Source organism: Streptomyces sp. NPDC029164, from assembly GCF_055563995.1.
In genome coordinates, this window is the sequence record NZ_JBVHWW010000028.1 from 42,968 (window position 1) to 59,035 (window position 16,068).

The 16,068-nt window shown below is 73.2% G+C and carries 16 protein-coding genes, 1 tRNA gene and 1 other RNA gene; 9 read left to right on the plus strand and 9 right to left on the minus strand.

The window, feature by feature from the left end; all coding sequences use genetic code 11:
• Positions 1-16: 16 nt before the first annotated feature.
• The 3 genes from ACZ4VT_RS25615 to ACZ4VT_RS25625 all read right to left on the minus strand — a co-directional run bounded on the left by ACZ4VT_RS25615 (position 17) and on the right by ACZ4VT_RS25625 (position 2,177).
• The gene (locus tag ACZ4VT_RS25615; protein WP_362802622.1) at positions 17-565 is read right to left on the minus strand and encodes a tRNA adenosine deaminase-associated protein; all 549 of its coding nucleotides are present in this window, start codon (positions 563-565) and stop codon (positions 17-19) included.
• A 406-nt stretch (positions 566-971) separates the two neighbouring features.
• Positions 972-1,151, minus strand: a complete 180-nt coding sequence (locus tag ACZ4VT_RS25620; RefSeq protein ID WP_030027564.1) for a hypothetical protein — start codon at positions 1,149-1,151, stop codon at positions 972-974.
• Positions 1,152-1,235: 84 nt separating this feature from the next.
• On the minus strand, positions 1,236-2,177 hold the full coding sequence (locus tag ACZ4VT_RS25625; protein WP_467953008.1) for a universal stress protein: 942 nt from the start codon (positions 2,175-2,177) through the stop codon (positions 1,236-1,238).
• Positions 2,178-2,340: 163 nt separating this feature from the next.
• Here ACZ4VT_RS25625 and upp point away from each other — a divergent pair, with 163 nt between their 5' ends.
• Entirely contained in the window at positions 2,341-2,976 is a 636-nt protein-coding gene (gene upp / locus ACZ4VT_RS25630) for a uracil phosphoribosyltransferase (RefSeq protein WP_030010426.1), read from the plus strand.
• 91 nt (positions 2,977-3,067) lie between these two features.
• Here upp and ACZ4VT_RS25635 read toward each other — a convergent pair whose 3' ends face one another.
• Complete coding sequence (locus ACZ4VT_RS25635) at positions 3,068-3,739, minus strand: LytR C-terminal domain-containing protein (protein WP_467953010.1); 672 nt, start codon at positions 3,737-3,739, stop codon at positions 3,068-3,070.
• A 93-nt stretch (positions 3,740-3,832) separates the two neighbouring features.
• Positions 3,833-4,129 carry a type II toxin-antitoxin system VapB family antitoxin gene (locus ACZ4VT_RS25640; protein WP_030010424.1) on the minus strand — a complete coding sequence of 99 codons (297 nt, stop codon included), beginning with the start codon at positions 4,127-4,129 and terminating at the stop codon, positions 3,833-3,835.
• Between the two features lie 88 nt (positions 4,130-4,217).
• On the opposite strand from ACZ4VT_RS25640, the gene ACZ4VT_RS25645 reads away from it, so the two are divergent.
• Both ACZ4VT_RS25645 and opcA read left to right on the plus strand, forming a co-directional pair.
• The gene (locus tag ACZ4VT_RS25645) at positions 4,218-5,840 is read left to right on the plus strand and encodes a helicase HerA-like domain-containing protein (protein ID WP_467953012.1); all 1,623 of its coding nucleotides are present in this window, start codon (positions 4,218-4,220) and stop codon (positions 5,838-5,840) included.
• An 83-nt stretch (positions 5,841-5,923) separates the two neighbouring features.
• Positions 5,924-6,856: a glucose-6-phosphate dehydrogenase assembly protein OpcA gene (gene opcA, locus ACZ4VT_RS25650; RefSeq protein WP_467953014.1), complete on the plus strand. Its 933-nt coding sequence runs from the start codon at positions 5,924-5,926 to the stop codon at positions 6,854-6,856.
• Here opcA and ACZ4VT_RS25655 read toward each other — a convergent pair.
• Both ACZ4VT_RS25655 and ACZ4VT_RS25660 read right to left on the minus strand, forming a co-directional pair.
• On the minus strand, positions 6,805-7,278 hold the full coding sequence (locus ACZ4VT_RS25655) for a cupin domain-containing protein (RefSeq protein ID WP_467953016.1): 474 nt from the start codon (positions 7,276-7,278) through the stop codon (positions 6,805-6,807). The two genes, opcA and ACZ4VT_RS25655, sit on opposite strands and share 52 nt — an antisense overlap.
• Before the next feature lie 55 nt (positions 7,279-7,333).
• The gene (locus ACZ4VT_RS25660; RefSeq protein WP_467953018.1) at positions 7,334-7,936 is read right to left on the minus strand and encodes an HhH-GPD-type base excision DNA repair protein; all 603 of its coding nucleotides are present in this window, start codon (positions 7,934-7,936) and stop codon (positions 7,334-7,336) included.
• 112 nt (positions 7,937-8,048) lie between these two features.
• Between ACZ4VT_RS25660 and ACZ4VT_RS25665 the strand changes: the two genes are divergently transcribed.
• From ACZ4VT_RS25665 to ACZ4VT_RS25675, 3 genes are all read left to right on the plus strand, one after another.
• Entirely contained in the window at positions 8,049-8,861 is an 813-nt protein-coding gene (locus ACZ4VT_RS25665) for a VOC family protein (protein ID WP_467953020.1), read from the plus strand.
• Between the two features lie 147 nt (positions 8,862-9,008).
• Complete coding sequence (locus tag ACZ4VT_RS25670; RefSeq protein WP_467953022.1) at positions 9,009-9,596, plus strand: hypothetical protein; 588 nt, start codon at positions 9,009-9,011, stop codon at positions 9,594-9,596.
• A gap of 44 nt (positions 9,597-9,640) precedes the next feature.
• Positions 9,641-9,940, plus strand: coding sequence for a serine hydrolase (locus ACZ4VT_RS25675; protein ID WP_467953106.1), 300 nt, complete (start codon positions 9,641-9,643; stop codon positions 9,938-9,940).
• Here ACZ4VT_RS25675 and ACZ4VT_RS25680 read toward each other — a convergent pair.
• A complete protein-coding gene (locus ACZ4VT_RS25680) occupies positions 9,867-11,432 on the minus strand; it encodes a helicase-associated domain-containing protein (RefSeq protein WP_467953024.1) in 1,566 nt (521 codons plus the stop codon). The two genes, ACZ4VT_RS25675 and ACZ4VT_RS25680, sit on opposite strands and share 74 nt — an antisense overlap.
• A 637-nt stretch (positions 11,433-12,069) precedes the next feature.
• Positions 12,070-12,157, minus strand: a tRNA-Ser gene (locus ACZ4VT_RS25685).
• A 107-nt stretch (positions 12,158-12,264) separates the two neighbouring features.
• Between ACZ4VT_RS25685 and ffs the strand changes: the two genes are divergently transcribed.
• From ffs to purD, 3 genes are all read left to right on the plus strand, one after another.
• Positions 12,265-12,363: signal recognition particle sRNA small type (ffs, locus tag ACZ4VT_RS25690), an RNA gene on the plus strand.
• 64 nt (positions 12,364-12,427) lie between these two features.
• Positions 12,428-14,659, plus strand: a complete 2,232-nt coding sequence (locus ACZ4VT_RS25695) for a DNA polymerase III subunit gamma and tau (protein WP_467953026.1) — start codon at positions 12,428-12,430, stop codon at positions 14,657-14,659.
• 60 nt (positions 14,660-14,719) lie between these two features.
• The gene (gene purD / locus ACZ4VT_RS25700; protein WP_467953028.1) at positions 14,720-15,973 is read left to right on the plus strand and encodes a phosphoribosylamine--glycine ligase; all 1,254 of its coding nucleotides are present in this window, start codon (positions 14,720-14,722) and stop codon (positions 15,971-15,973) included.
• The last annotated feature ends 95 nt before the right edge of the window (positions 15,974-16,068 follow it).

The window sequence follows — 16,068 nt, forward strand, 5'->3', positions numbered from 1 at the left end:
TCGCGCGTGCGGATCACTAGCGGACGGCCTCCAGGACCTCGGTGGCGCCGAGGGACTCGGCGATCTCCGAGAGGGCGTCCCCGTCCAGGGTCATCAGTTGTTTGTTGGTCACCCCGAGGTCGTCCAGCAGCAGGGGGTCGCCGAGCGGGCCGGCCGGTACCGGCTCCGCTCCGGTCCCGCCCGCCCCGTCCTCGTCGGCGTCCTCGTCCGTGTAGGCGGCGATGGCGTCCTCCTCGCCGTCTTCGGTGCCGTCCAGGTCCAGCTCGTCGAGTTCGTCGTCCTCCTCGTCGCTGCCCAGCAGCTCTTTGGTCAGCATCGAGCCGTAGGAGCTGCGGGCGGCCACGGAGGCGTTCGATACGAAATACCGCGGGTCCTCCTCGCCGTCCACGCGGACGACGCCGAACCAGGCGTCCTCCTGCTCGATGAGGGCGACCACCGTGTCGTCGTCGACAGCGGCGGAACGGGCGAGATCGATCAGATCACTGAGGGACTCGACGTTGTCGAGTTCCATGTCGCTCGCTTCCCACCCGTCTTCGGTGCGCGCGAGCAGTGCGGCGAAATACACCGTGACTCTCCCACTGGTCTTAGGCGTGCCGGTTGGAGGTCCCCCCGGCCGGAGGTTGGGGCCGCAACGGCCGCGTGCTCGCCGTTCGTGCCCCGCCCAATCGGCATCGTGGCAGAAACAGCGGCTTTGCGAGAGGTCTTCGGCGCTTGCGTCGTGCCGTGCCGTGTCCCTGCGGGGGGCTTGCGGGGTTGTGGGGGCGGGGCGGCGGGGCCGTGCCGGGGGGTGCGCGGCGGGCGGTACGGCTCGGCCGTGTCGCGGCGCGCCGGGCCTGCGGCCGGCTACCCCGGGGCACCGCTCCGGACCCGGCGCCTCACACGCCGGCGGGGCTGGATGGGGCGGCGGGGCTGGACGGGGGGCGGCCGGGCTGGATGGGGCGACAGGGCTGGATGGGGCGGCGAGGCTGGATTTACCAGCGGAAGGTGCGCATGCGCATCTGTTGGCGCATGCGGGCTGCGCGGGCTCGGCGGGGCTGGACGCGGTCGCGCAGGGCGCGGGCCTCCATCAGGTCGCGCAGGAACTGCGCGCGGCGTGCTCGGCGCTGGGCCGCGGTCTCCGGCGCATCGTCGCTCGGCTGCGTGTCGGGCATCGGCCACCACCCTGGGCTGGTCGGTCGTTTCCCCCTGCACCCACCTTCCCCCGGACGGGGCGTTTGATGCCACCCCTGTGCAGGTCAGGCGTCGTCCTTGAGGGTCGGGACGATCGCCACCGGGCCGTGCGCGTGGTGCAGTACCGCATGGGCCACCGAGCCGATCTGCAGGGACATGGCGGTGCGCCGCGGGTGGTGGCGGCCGACCACGACCAGGGCCGCCGACCGCGAGGCGTCGACCAGCCGGCCCGCCGGGTCGCCGGGGACCGCGGCCTGCTCGACGGGGACGTCCGGGTAGCGCGTGCGCAGGGGCGCCAGCCGCGCGGTCTGGGAGCGGAGCATCTCCCGCTCGGCCGGTACGCCGTCCCCCTCGTCGGCGAGCCCCTCCGGCGGGATCACCTCGAAGGGCCGGTCGATCACCAGGGCCGGCGCGGGCGGGACGGCGTACGCGGAGACCACCTGGACGGTGGTCCCCCGCACGGCCGCCTCCGCGAAGGCGAAGGACAGGACGTCGTCGGGCGTCTCGGCGGCGTGCAGCCCGAGCACCACGCGCCCGGCGGACTCCTCGGAGGCCGCCGCCCCGGCGTTGCGCTCCGCGTGCGGGACCACCACCACCGGGCACGGGGCCGTCGACGCGACCGCCCTGCTGCTCGAACCGAGCAGCAGGGCGGCGAAGCCGCCGCGCCCCCGGGAGCCCATCACCAGCATCAGGGCCCCCGCGCCGATCACCCGCAGCGCCTCGGGTACGGAGCCCTCCAGGGCCTCGTACCGGACCCCCTCGGGCAGCTCGGGGCCGCCGCCCAGCAGGGCCCGTACCCAGTCCTTCACGGGGTCGGCGAACTCCTCCGGCTGCGAGGCGTCGTGCAGGGCCGCCCGGCGGCCGGCATACAACTGCGCGTGGTCGGGCAGAACATGGGCGATCATCAGCTCCGTACCGTGCCGGACGGCTGCGGCCCTCGCCCACTCCAGGGCCCTGAGGCTGTGTTCGGACCCGTCGACGGCTGCGATCACCGGTGCGTTGCTCATCCGTCCAGCGTGCTGGGCGTCCGCGCGGGTCGCATCCGCAGGCCGCTGCGGGCGTGGCAGCCGCTGCGGACGCGAAGGGGCCGCGTCACCGCGTAGCCTTTTGGGTGCAGGTCGCGTCGTGCGGCCGTTTTTGCTGGTCGCAGGCTCAGTTTTGGAGGATGTTGTGCGTTTGCAGGTCGTCGATCACCCCTTGGTGGCGCACAAACTCACCACCCTGCGCGACAAGCGCACCGACTCCGCCACCTTCCGGCGGCTCGCCGACGAGCTGGTCACCCTGCTCGCGTACGAGGCCACCCGCGACGTGCGCACCGAGCAGGCCGACATCGAGACGCCGGTCGCCCCGACCACCGGCGTGAAGCTGTCCCACCCGCGCCCGCTGGTCGTGCCGATCCTGCGGGCCGGCCTGGGCATGCTCGACGGCATGGTGCGACTGCTGCCGACCGCCGAGGTGGGCTTCCTGGGCATGGTCCGCAACGAGGAGACCCTGGAGGCCTCCACGTACGCGACCCGCATGCCGGAGGACCTCTCCGGGCGCCAGGTCTACGTCGTCGACCCGATGCTCGCCACCGGCGGCACGCTCGTCGCGGCGATCCAGGAGCTGATCAAGCGCGGCGCCGACGACGTCACCGCCGTGGTGCTGCTGGCGGCGCCCGAGGGCGTCGAGATCATGGAGCGCGAGCTGGCGGGCACGCCGGTGACCGTGGTGACGGCCGCGGTGGACGAGCGGCTCAACGAGCACGGCTACATCGTGCCGGGGCTGGGCGACGCGGGCGACCGCATGTACGGCTCGGCCGAATAGCCGTCCGGCGGCCGGCGGCCGCCGCACTCCAGCACTCCATCGGTGGAGCGCTGGAGCGGCAGGCCGGTGCGCCGGTACGCGGTTCAGGCGTTCAGCATGTGGCGGGCGCGGGCACGGGGTTGGCCAGGACGGCCAGCGCCTTGTCCGCGTCCTCCTTCGTACTGAGCTCCTTGAAGGCGTCGCCCAGGATCAGGTCGATGTCCGCGCCTTCGCGGGTGTCGGTCTGCTGGGTGGTGCCGGCGAGCTGAGTGCCCAGTACGGAGTAGGCGGCCTTGTCCGTCGTCGGGGAGCCCAGCAGTATCCCGGTGCCGGGGACCTTCTTGTCGAAGTCGGCCGGGGCGTTGCCGACGTGGCCGATGACGAAGCCGCGTTTGGCCAGTTCGTCGCCGACGGCCTTGGCCAGGCCGGCGCGCGGGGTCGCGTTGTAGACGTTGACCGTGATCTCGCCGGGCGGCGGGAGCACGACCGCGGGTTTCGCGGCGGCCGAGGCGGTGGAGGCGGCCTCGGGGCCGCCCTTGGCCGCGCCCTTGGGAGGTGTCGTCGGGCAGTCCTTGGCACCCGCAGCCGTATTCCGCTTGGGGCTGTCGCCGCGGAACACGTCGATGAGCTGCATTGCCCCGTAGCCGACCAGGGCAAGCGCGAGGACCGAGCCGAGGATGGCGAGGACGATCCGAGGACGGCTCCGCTTGCGGCTCATACGGGGGTAGGCGGCTCCCGTGACGCGGTACTTTCCGCCCATGCCGGGGGGAGTGAGCATGCTCATGGGCGCAGCGTAGTGCGGCCCGGTGGCGATGCCTACTAAATGATCTGCTGATAGGTCAATGGTGACCCGAAAGGCGCAATCTACGCGAACACGTCAGTCCATCTCGAGGACGCGGGCGTGCAGGACCTGGCGCTGCTGCAGGGCGGCGCGCACGGCGCGGTGCAGCCCGTCCTCCAGGTAGAGGTCGCCCCGCCACTTCACGACATGGGCGAACAGGTCGCCGTAGAAGGTGGAGTCCTCGGCGAGCAGCGTTTCGAGGTCCAGCTGTCCCTTGGTCGTCACGAGCTGGTCGAGCCGGACCGGGCGCGGCGCGACGTCCGCCCACTGCCGGGTGGTTTCCCTGCCGTGGTCGGGGTACGGCCGCCCGCTTCCGATGCGCTTGAAGATCACACGGAAAGCCTACCGGGCCCGCGCCTGCGGGCGCAGCCTCGAAGCGGTAGTGCAAAAGTGGCGAACAGTGCTATTTGGGGAGTGATCCATGAGCGAGAGCACCGACCCCGCCGTCCCGGCGGACCAGACGTGCCCGGCCGACAAGATCGCCGCCGGGTACGCCTTCACCGGACCCGCGCTCGATCTCGGGGCCCTGCTCTGGGACGGCGGCTGCCTGCCCGACCGTCAGATCCGCATCCCGCTGTCGATGCTCAACCGCCACGGGCTGGTCGCCGGCGCCACCGGCACCGGCAAGACCAAGACGCTCCAGCTCATCGCCGAGCAGCTGTCGGCCCACGGCGTGCCGGTCTTCCTCGCGGACGTCAAAGGGGACGTCTCGGGGATCTCGGCGCCCGGCACGGCCGACCCGAGGATCGGCGAACGGGCCCGGGAGGTGGCCCAGAAGTGGGAGCCGACCGCGTATCCCAGCGAGTTCTACTCCCTCGGCGGGATCGGCCCCGGGATCCCCGTCCGCTCCACCGTCACCAGCTTCGGCCCGGTCCTGATGTCCAAGGTGCTCCAGCTCAACCAGACGCAGGAGCAGTCCCTCGGCCTGATCTTCCACTACGCCGACACCAAGGGCCTGGAGCTCATCGACCTCAAGGACCTGCGCGCGGTCGTCGCCTTCCTCGTCTCCGACCAGGGGAAACCCGAACTCAAGGGGATCGGCGGACTGTCCGCGGCGACGGCCGGGGTGATCCTGCGGGCGCTGACCGCCTTCGAGCAGCAGGGCGCCGGGGACTTCTTCGGAGAGCCGGAGTTCGACACGAGCGAATTCCTGCGCACGGCACCGGACGGCCGCGGGCTGGTCTCCGTACTGGAACTCCCCGCGGTCCAGGACAAGCCCCAGCTCTTCTCCACCTTCCTGATGTGGCTGCTGGCCGACCTCTACAACGACCTGCCGGAGGTCGGCGACCTGGAGCAGCCCAAACTCGTCTTCTTCTTCGACGAGGCGCACCTGCTGTTCAGCGAGGCCTCGAAGGCCTTCCTCACCTCCATCACCCAGACCGTGCGCCTCATCCGCTCCAAGGGCATCGGCGTCTTCTTCGTGACGCAGACCCCCAAGGACGTACCGGCGGACGTGCTCGCCCAGCTCGGCAACCGGGTGCAGCACGCACTGAGGGCCTTCACCCCCGACGACGCCAAGGCGCTGAAGGCGACCGTGAAGACCTTCCCGAACTCCGCGTACGACCTGGAGGAGCTGCTCACCGGGCTGGGGACCGGCGAGGCGGTCATCACCGTGCTCAGCGAGAGGGGCGCTCCGACCCCGGTCGCGGCGACCCGGCTGCGCGCCCCGCAGTCGCTGATGGGGCCGATCGAACCCGCCGCCCTGGACCGGGCGGTGAAGTCCTCGCTGCTCTGGTCGCGCTACGCGGAGCCCGTCGACCGCGAGTCGGCGTACGAGAAGATCAGCGCCGAGCAGGCCGCGGCCGAGGCGCAGGCGGAGGCCGCGGCTGCCGCCGCCGAGGCCGAGAAGCAGGCCAAGGAGGCGGAGAAGGAGGCGGAGAAGGAGGCGGCGAGGGCCGCGCGCAGCGCTCCGAAGCCGGATCCCTCACTGGCCGAACAGGTGGTGGGGAGCGGCCTGTTCCGCTCACTGGCGCGGTCGATCGGGACCCAGCTGGGCCGGGAGATCTCGCGCTCCGTCTTCGGGACGGCCCGCAAACGGCGGTGACACCCCCGGGCGGGCGCCCGCTTCGAGGCGGAGTCGAGCGAACCGATTGCCGCTACCCGGGTGCGCGCTGACAGACTCGTCGTATGCGGACCGAACTCACCGACACCACGTCCAGCAAGGTCAACCGGGCCCTGCTCGAAGCCCGCCGGGCCATAGGCAGCCCCGCCATGGGGCTGGTGCTGACCCTCGTCGTCGTCACCGACGAGGAGAACGCCTACGACGCCGTGCGCGCGGCCTCCGAGGCCTCGCGCGAGCACCCGTGCCGCATCATCGCGGTGATCAAGCGGGTCTCGCGCGGCCCGCTCACGCTCCGCGCCACCCGGATGGACGCCGAGCTGCGGGTCGGCACCGACGCCGGGACCGGGGAGATCGTGCTGCTGCGCCTGCACGGGGCGCTGACCGAGCACACCGCCTCGGTCGTACTGCCGCTGCTCGTGCCGGACGCGCCCGTGGTGGCGTGGTGGCCGGCCGACGCCCCCGCCGACCTGGCGGGCGACCCGCTGGGCGCGCTCGCGCAGCGCCGGATCACCGACGCGTCCGCCGCCGCGGACCCGGTCGCCGTGCTCGACGAGCGGGCCGCGGGCTACCAGCCCGGCGACACCGACCTGGCCTGGACCCGGCTGACCCAGTGGCGTGCGCTGCTGGCCGCCGCCCTCGACCAGAAGCCGCTGCCGGTGACGGGCGCGACGGTGGAGAGCGAGGCCGGGAACGTGAGCGCCGAGCTGCTGGCGCGCTGGCTGGAGGACCGGCTCGGGGTGCCGGTCGACCGGGCGGAGAGCCCCGGCCCGGTGATCACCCGGGTCAGCCTGCGGACCACGGGCGGCGAGATCCGGGTGGACCGGCCCGCGGGCGCGCTGGCCACCCTGGTCCTGCCCGGGAGCGTCGACCGCAGGGTGGCCCTGAAGATCCGCAGCAACGCCGAACTGATCTCGGAGGAACTGCGCCGCCTCGACGCGGACGTGGTCTACGGCTCCGCGCTGCGGCGGCGGCCGCTCCAGACGGGGCTCTCCGCGTAGTGGTTGTCGTAGGTGGCCGAGCTGTCCTTGATGTCCTGCACGGTGGCCTCGCCCGCGTTGACCCGGCCGAGGAGCCGGTAGTAGTCGAAGCGGGCCATGCCGGGGGTGAAGCCGACGAAGACGCTCGCCTTGTGGCCGGGCGCGGGGGCGAAAGCGTGCTTGACGCCCGGCGGGACCGCTATGAAGTCGCCCGCGCCCAGGGTGTGGATCTCGTCGTCGACGAGGACGTCGAGCTGCCCGGCGGTGACGTGGAAGAACTCGGTGGCCTTGGTGTGGAAGTGCACCGGAGCCCCGGCCGCGCCCTCCTCGAAGGTGGCGGTGTTGCACGTGAGTTCGGTGGTGTCGGTGAGCAGGGTGATGAGGCTGCCGGGGGCGTCGTAGATGGCTTCGGCCGTGGCGGCGCGGGTCAGGTTCGCTGTCATGTGCCTCAATCTACGGTTCCGCCGGGGGAAGTGGATCTTCCTTTTCCCGGCCCCGTCAGGACCCGCCGGCGGCCTTCGCGGCCTTGGCGGCGGCCTTCATCTCCTGCTTGTGCGCCCGTACTTTGGCCAGCGACTCCGGGCCCGTGATGTCGGCCGCCGAACGGTAGACGTTGGCCTGGCCGTACCCGCCCGCGGCCTCCCGCCACCCCGTGGGGCGCACGCCGAGCCGCTTGCCCAGCAGGGCGAGGAAGATCTGCGCCTTCTGCTCCCCGAAGCCCGGCAGTGCCTTGAGCCGCTTCAGCAGCTCCCGGCCCGTCCCGGCGTCGGCCCAGACCGCCTCCGCGTTCCCGCCGTAGTGCTCCACCAGGTACGCGCACAGCTGCTGGATCCGCGTCGCCATCGACCCCGGATACCGGTGCACGGCGGGCTTCTCGGAGAGCAGGGCGGCGAAGGCCTCCGGGTCGTACGCGGCGATGGCGTGCGCGTCCAGATCGTCTGCGCCCATCCGCCGCGCGATCGTCCAGGGCCCCGAGAACGCCCACTCCATGGGTACCTGCTGGTCCAGCAGCATCCCGACGAGCGCGGCGAGCGGGCTCCGGCCGAGCAGTGCGTCGGCCTCCGGCTGCTGCGCCAGCCGGATGGTGATGTCCTTGTCCATGGCACCAGCGTCCCGCGTGGGCGCGTTCCCCGCGCGGTCGGCACACCGCCCGCCTAGCGTGAGTACGACACAGGGACGGGACGACAGCTACGAGTCGAGGAGTCGATCGATCATGCCTGAGTTCTCCGAGGGCGCGCCGTGCTGGGTGGACGCGATGTTCGCCGATGTGGAGGGTGCCAAGACCTTCTACGCCGACGTGCTGGGCTGGACCTTCGGCGAAGCGAGCAGCGAGTACGGCAACTACACGCAGGCCTATTCCGACGGCAAGGCCGTGGCGGCCGTCGTGCCGCCGATGCCGGGGGTCGACGCCCCCTCCCAGTGGTGTCTGTACTTCGCCTCGCCCGACGCGGCGGCCACGGCCGAGAAGATCACCTCGTCCGGCGGCGAGGTGCTGATGGGCCCGATGCAGGTGGGCGCCTTCGGCACGATGGTGATCGCCAAGGAGCCGAGCGGCGCCGTCTTCGGCGTCTGGCAGCCGGGCGAGCACAAGGGCTTCGAGAAGATGGGCGAGGCCGGCTCGTACGCCTGGGCGGAGGTCTTCACCCGGGAGCCGGCCAAGCCGGACGCCTTCCTTCCGAAGGTGTTCCCGTACGGCGCCCAGCAGATGGACCCGGGCGACGACCCCGAGATGGCGAACATGGACTTCAAGGTCTTCAGTGTCGGCGGCGGCGGGAACCCGGTGCTCGGCCGGATGAAGATGGACGAGGACTTCCCGCCGGAGCTCCCGTCGTACATCCAGATTTACTTCGGGGTCCCGGACTGCGACGAGGCGGTCGCGAAGACGAAGAAGCACGGCGGGAAGCTGCACTTCGGGCCGATGGACAGCCCGTTCGGCCGGTTCGCGGCGGTCACGGACCCGCAGGGCGCCGCCTTCGCGGTGATCGACATGTCGACGACGGTCGGGGAGATGCCCTCCTTCGGCTGAGCGGGGGCGCGTGTGGGGCGGGGCGTGGCGTGGCGGGTCGCGGATCGCGCGGCCCGCCGAACCGTGGCGCAGCACCGCCCGGCGCCGTCGACGTCTGCCGCGCCGTCGTCGCCGTCCGTGCCGCCTTCGCCCGCGACTGCCTCGCCCGTGCCGTCGTCGCCCGAGGCGCCCTCGACGTCCGGGCCGGCCGCGCCGGTCGGGGAGGGGCAGGTCATTCCCGCCGACGCCCCGCTGCTGGAAGCGGTGCGCCGGCACCACCCGGAGGCCAGGGGGCAGGGCGACGACTCGGTCATCGTGATCCACCGCGAGCCCGTGGCCGGCGCGGGCGAGTTCGCCTGGATGCCGGACGACCGCCACTACTGCCTCGCCGTGGTCCGTGGCGAGCGGGCGGACCTCACCTGCAGGGCGCTGCCCACCTTCTGGGCGCGGATCGGGATCCGGCTGGTGACCAAGGGCGGGCCGTACCCCGGCGAGTCCGGCGCGAGCGGCACCCGTACGGTCTTCCTCGCCGTCGTGGACGGCGGCCACGGCCCGTACCGGTACGCCGGCTCCGCGACGCCCGGCCCCGGCGCCGGGCCGGTCCGCGACGCCACGGCCGTCTTCGGCTCGGGCCGGACGCTGAGCCTGCTGACGTACGAGCTCCCCTCCGCGGACGTCGCGCAGCGCGGCGGCCCCGACATCTGCAGCGCGGACAACGCCGTCTGCTTCCCGGCGTTCGACGCGTACGTCGGCTAGCCGAAGGCGCCCGGCGGCGCGGGATTCCGGGCGCCGCCGTCGGACTGTGGGCGGCCGGCCGCGCCTCCTGCGCCTGCCACGGGGTGGCGAGCGTGGCCAACCCGCTGCCCGTGGACGAGCGGACGCCGTTCGTACCGGGCTCGGTCACCAAGACCTACACGGCGAGGGCGCTGATGCGCCTGGCCGCGGAGGGCCGGGTCGAGCTGGACGCGCCGGTGCGCCGGTACCTGCCCGAGCTCGTGCTCGCCGACGAGCGGGCCGCGGCGCGGATCACCGTGATGCAGCTGCGATGTCCCCCGGGGCGCGGCCGGCGTCCAGGGTCCGTCGGATGCTGGCGGAGCTGAACCGCCACACCGAGGCCGTGCCACTGGTTTCCCGGTCAGCGGTGGCATCGAGGACCATGGCGACCCGCGCGGCCGGGGTGCCGGCGACGACGGCGGTGAGGTCGCCGCCGATCCGGGCGGTTTCGGCGGCCGGGGGCAGCAGCCGTCGGCAGATGGCGGTCAGTGCCTCCTCGTCGTAGGCGAGCAGATGGACGCCCAGAGCCGACAGGGCGCCTCGGGCGATCACTCCGAACGTTTCGGCCTCGTGGATCACCGTGGCGAAAGGGGTGATGTCCGTGGGCGAGGTGTCGGCGAGCGGGCGGTGCCAGGCCATCGCCGGTCCGAGATCGGAAGCGTTCTTCACCCCCTGACCCGCCGGGAGCTGTGCCGCTGCGGCGAACAGCCCGTGGCGGGCCTGACGGCAGCCGTTACAGGGCGGTGCTCCCGCGAGGGCAGGTAGCGCTTTGTTGTCCTCGTCGCGCGCCCGGGAGGCGGTGAGCGGCAGCTCGCGCCATGCCTGGAGCAGCGTGGCAAGCCGCTCTGCGGGCTCCTGTTCCGCCCAGACGTCGTATGCCCGGGTCGGTGCCACGCGGTCGCCGACCCGGGCCAGCAGCCCGGCCGTGTACGCGGCCTCCAGGGTGATGCGGACCACGGCATCGTCGGCATGGGCGGCCTTGCCGATCCGGGTCGGCTCACGCGCGCCGATCCCACCGGACTTGAGTCTGGCGGGCGGAGCCGAGGAACAGGCCGAGAGGACCGAGGCGGCCTGGGTCAACAACGCCGCGGCCGAGGCTGCGGCCTCCCGCTCCACCTCGGCAGGGGCGATGGACACCAGCTGAGGGGACGGTGGAAGCGGGTCGAAGGGGGCGCGCCAAGTGGGCCCGCGCAACGCCAGCGCGACTTCGACGGGCATGCGCGCGGGACCGTAGCGGCGGCGGTCCTGGATCAGCAGTCCCCGGTCGAGTGCCCATCGCGCCCCCGGTTCGGGGACGGGGCCAGGGGTCCCGAACAAGATGGCCTGCGGCTGCCTCGGCGCAGACCCTGCCCGGTGGGTGAGCAGCTTCTGTGTGACCGCGGGCGCTCGTGCCACGACTTCGGCAATGACGTCGGGGTCGCTGTGGTGCGCGACGAGCGCCGCCATACGCTGCTGTTTGGTGCCGGGCGGCTTGATGCCCAGCGCCGCCAACATGCCGCGCAGCTCGTCGGAGGTCATGTCCGCCAGCAGCTCCGCGAGTGGTGCGTCCAGCCCGAGCGGCGCGTGCCCGGCCAGAGTCTCCAGGACCGCTTCCAGCGCGAGGCCGGCCTCGCCTGCCGTCGCTCCCAGCAGCTTCGCCAGGGCCTCGCGCGACGCGGTCGTACCGAGCGCTGCCACGGCCTCGGCCACCTGCACGTCGGGCAGGGTGAGCAGGGGCAGCGCGAGTGCCACCGACCCCGGCCGCTGAAGGCGGTCCGCCGGCTCCCCCACCGAGCGGGGCTCCGGCGGGGCCGCGGTGTCGTTCCGTGTCGTGAGCACGCGTGCCAGACGCGAGCCGTCGAGACCGCTCAGCCAGGCTGTCGGCGTTGATCCGGACGCCGGAAACCTCTCCTCCGGCCAGGGAACGGGCCGTGGCCGGACCTCGGCCAGTCCGGCACCGGGCCCAAGGATGGCCCATCCGGTGGGCGTGGACGTTGCGCAAGGCGAAAGTACCCCCGCCCCGGGGGACGTCGAGCGTTCAGCTGGTTCCCAACCAAAGGGTCCGGCCCAGGGTGGTCTTCAGGCGTGGCCCGTGGACCACAGCGTGGAGGAGCCGATCACGAGCACGGCCCCGAATCTGCCGCTCCCGCCGCGCAGACCTGAGGAGCCTCATCCGCTCAGGACGATCCGGGAGATCCGGGAGTCTCTGCCCGAGCAGCAGCGCGGACACTTCGATGCCGAGCTCGCCTTCGTCGCCTGGGCTCGGTCTGTTCCAGCCCCGCCCTCTATCCGAGCGTCATCACGATCGCGGAGATCTAGGCGGGCATCCAGGGGACGCCGGACCCGGTGCGGCGTACCGCGTTCGAGCGGGCGCTCGCGGACCTCGGGAGGACGAGGGGTAGGCCGCGGAGACCACCGAACGCAGAAGGCCCCGGCCGGTTTCCCGGTCGGGGCCTTCAAGTGCCCGGTGAGGCACTGGCGGAGGATACGAGATTCGAACTCGTGAGGGGTTGCCCCCAACACGCTTTCCAAGCGTGCGCCCTAGGCCACTAGGCGAATCCTCCGCCGCAAACAATACAAGACGTTGAGGGGTGCTCGCGAACGTGATCGTCGGCGGGAGGGCGGGCCGGGGTCCGGCTCGATTCCGGGGGCATCCATCCGCTAGGGTGGGGCCAGCCCCTCACGTGGCGCTATCTCACCCAACTCCCCCAGGGCCGGAAGGCAGCAAGGGTAAGTGGGCTCTGGCGGGTGCGTGGGGGGCGCTTTGCGTTCCCGGGGCCCCTCGTGGCGTCGGCGGGCCGCTGTTGTCGGTGGGCCCGGATAACCTCGTAGACGTGTCGTCCCTTGCGCTGTACCGCCGCTATCGCCCCGAGTCGTTCGCCGAGGTCATCGGGCAGGAGCATGTCACTGCACCGCTGATGCAGGCCCTGCGGAACAACCGGGTCAATCACGCGTACCTGTTCAGCGGGCCGCGCGGGTGTGGAAAGACCACCAGCGCGCGCATCCTCGCCCGGTGCCTGAACTGTGAGCAGGGTCCCACTCCGACCCCCTGCGGGGAGTGCCAGTCCTGCCGTGACCTCGCCAGGAACGGGCCGGGGTCCCTCGACGTCATCGAGATCGACGCCGCCTCGCACGGTGGTGTGGACGATGCCCGTGACCTGCGCGAGAAGGCCTTCTTCGGGCCGGCGTCCAGCCGCTACAAGATCTACATCATCGACGAGGCCCACATGGTCACCTCGGCGGGCTTCAACGCCCTGCTGAAGGTGGTCGAGGAGCCGCCGGAGCACCTCAAGTTCATCTTCGCCACCACCGAGCCGGAGAAGGTGATCGGGACCATCCGGTCCCGGACCCACCACTACCCCTTCCGGCTGGTACCGCCCGGCACCCTGCGGGACTACCTGGGCGAGGTCTGCGGGCGGGAGGGCGCCACGGTCGAGGAGGGCGTGCTGCCGCTCGTCGTGCGCGCCGGCGCCGGGTCCGTGCGTGACTCGATGTCCGTCATGGACCAGCTGCTCGCCGGCGCCGGTGAGGACGGTGTGACGTATGCCATGGCGACCTCCCTGCTCGGGTACACCGAGGGGTCCCTGCTCGACTCCGTCATCGACGCCTTCGCCGCCGGGGACGGGGCGGCGGCCTTCGAGGTCGTCGACCGGGTCGTGGAAGGCGGGAACGACCCGCGCCGGTTCGTCGCCGACCTGCTGGAGCGGCTGCGCGACCTCGTCATCCTGGCCGCCGTGCCCGAGGCCGGGAAGAAGGGGCTGATCGACGCCCCCGCCGACGTGGTGGAGCGGATGCAGGCCCAGGCGTCCGTGTTCGGGGCCGCCGAGCTGTCGCGCGCCGCCGATCTGGTCAACACCGGGCTCACGGAGATGCGCGGCGCGACCTCGCCGCGGCTGCAGCTGGAGCTGATCTGCGCCCGCGTGCTGCTGCCCGCCGCCTTCGACGACGAGCGGTCCTTCCAGGCCCGGCTCGACCGCCTGGAGCGCAGCGGGGCCGCCGCCTTCGCGGCCGCGCCCGCCATGGGGTACGTGCCCGGACCCGAGGCGCACGCCATGGCGCCCGCCGGTCCCGGTGGGGGTGTCGCCGCCGCGCGCGCCGCCGCTGCCGTCCAGCCGCCCGCCCAGGTGCCGGCTCCCGCGCCGGTACGGGCTCCCGCGCAGCCGGAGGCTCCGGCTCAGGCGGCCCCCGCCGCCCAGGCCCCCGCCGCGCCCGCGCCCACCCCCGCGGCCCCTGCCCCCGCGGCCCCTGCCCCCGCGGCCCCCGCGCCCGGCGCCTGGCCCGGGGCCGCACAGCCCGGCAGCGGCGCGCCCGGCGCCTGGCCCGGAGCCGCGGCCCCTGCCCCCGCGGCCCCCGCCGCCCCGGCGGCCCCCGCGACCCCCGCCGCCCCGGCCGCCGGTGCCTGGCCCAGCGCGTCCGCCCCCGGCCAGGGCGCGCCCGCGCCCGTCGCCCCGCCTGCGGCGTCCGCACCCGCCCCGGCCGCCGCGGCCCCCGCCCCCTCCCCCGGCATGGCCGCCGGTGCGGGGCAGGTCCAGGCGATGTGGCCCAACGTCCTGGAGGCCGTGAAGAACCGCCGCCGCTTCACCTGGATCCTGCTCAGCCAGAACGCCCAGGTCACCGGCTTCGACGGCACCACCCTCCAGCTGGGCTTCCCCAACGCCGGAGCCCGCGACAACTTCGCCAGCAGCGGCAGCGAGGACGTGCTCAAGGCGGTCCTGGCCGAGCAGTTCCAGGTCAACTGGAAGATCGACGCCGTGGTGGGCGGCGGCGGCCCGGCCCCCATGGCCCAGGCCTCCTCGTCCTACGCCGGCCCGCCGGCCCCCGCCTACAACCCGCCGCCGGCGCAGCCCGCCCCGCAGGCGGCCCCCGCGCCCCAGTACCCGCAGCAGCCCCAGCAGTCGGCTCCCGCCCCGCAGCCCCCCGTACAGCAGGCGCCCCCGCCGGTCGCCCCCGAGGACGACTTCGCGGAGGAGGACGATCCCGACCTCGTCGAGAGCGCCCTGACCGGACACGACCTGATCGTGCGCGAGCTGGGAGCCACCGTTGTGGAGGAATACACGAATGAGTAGCGCCTCCCGATTGGGTGGCCGCACGAAACGCGCCACCTCGGCCGGGCTACCCTGGGCGGCGTGAAGGTCCTCGTCATCGGCGGCGGCGCCCGCGAACATGCCCTGTGCCGCTCTCTGTCCCTCGACCCCGCCGTCTCCGCCCTGTACTGCGCTCCCGGCAACGCCGGGATCGCCGACGTGGCCACGCTGCGCCCGGTCGACGCCCTCGACGGCGATGCCGTCGCCACCCTCGCCACCGGACTCGGCGCCGACCTGGTCGTCGTCGGCCCGGAGGCCCCGCTGGTCGCCGGGGTCGGCGACGCCGTCCGCGCCGCCGGCATCCCCGTCTTCGGCCCGTCCGCCGAGGCGGCGCGGCTCGAAGGCTCCAAGGCCTTCGCCAAGGACGTGATGGCCGCGGCCGGGGTCCCCACCGCGCGCAGCTATGTCTGCACCACCCCGGAAGAGGTGGACGAGGCCCTCGACGCCTTCGGCGCCCCGTACGTCGTCAAGGACGACGGACTCGCGGCCGGCAAGGGCGTCGTGGTCACCGAGGACCTGGCCGCCGCCCGCGCCCACGCGCTCGGCTGCGACCGCGTCGTCATCGAGGAGTACCTCGACGGCCCCGAGGTCTCCCTCTTCGCCATCACCGACGGCGTCACCGTGGTCCCGCTCCAGCCGGCGCAGGACTTCAAGCGTGCCCTGGACGGCGACGAGGGCCCGAACACCGGCGGCATGGGCGCGTACTCCCCGCTGCCCTGGGCCGACCCGAAGCTGGTCGACGAGGTCATGGAGCTGGTCCTCCAGCCCACCGTCGACGAGCTCCGCCGCCGCGGCACCCCCTTCTCGGGGCTGCTCTACGCCGGCCTCGCGATCACCAGCCGCGGTACGCGGGTCATCGAGTTCAACGCCCGCTTCGGCGACCCCGAGACCCAGGTGGTCCTGGCCCGGCTGCGCACCCCGCTCGCGGGCGTGCTGCTGAACGCCGCCAACGGCACCCTGGACACCCAGGAGCCGCTCGTCTGGAGCGAGGACGCGGCCGTCACGGTGGTCATCGCCTCCCACAACTACCCCGACACCCCCCGCACCGGGGAGCCGATCGAGGGCCTGCTCGAGGTGGCCGCCGAGGACGAGCCCGATGCCTACGTGCTGCACGCCGGGACCCGGCGCGAGGGCAACAAGGTGGTCAGCGCGGGTGGCCGCGTGCTGTCCGTGACGGCGACCGGTTCCGATCTGGCACAGGCCCGCGAGAAGGCGTATAAGGCGGTGGCGCGCATCCGGCTGGACGGGTCGCAGCACCGTACGGACATCGCGGCGAAGGCCGCCGGGCTCGGCTGACCAGCGGCTCCGCAGACCCGGGGGGGGGGGGGGGGGGGGGGGGGGGGGGGGGGGGGGGGGGGGTGGGTGGGTCGCTTGGCTTAGCCGGCTGTCCC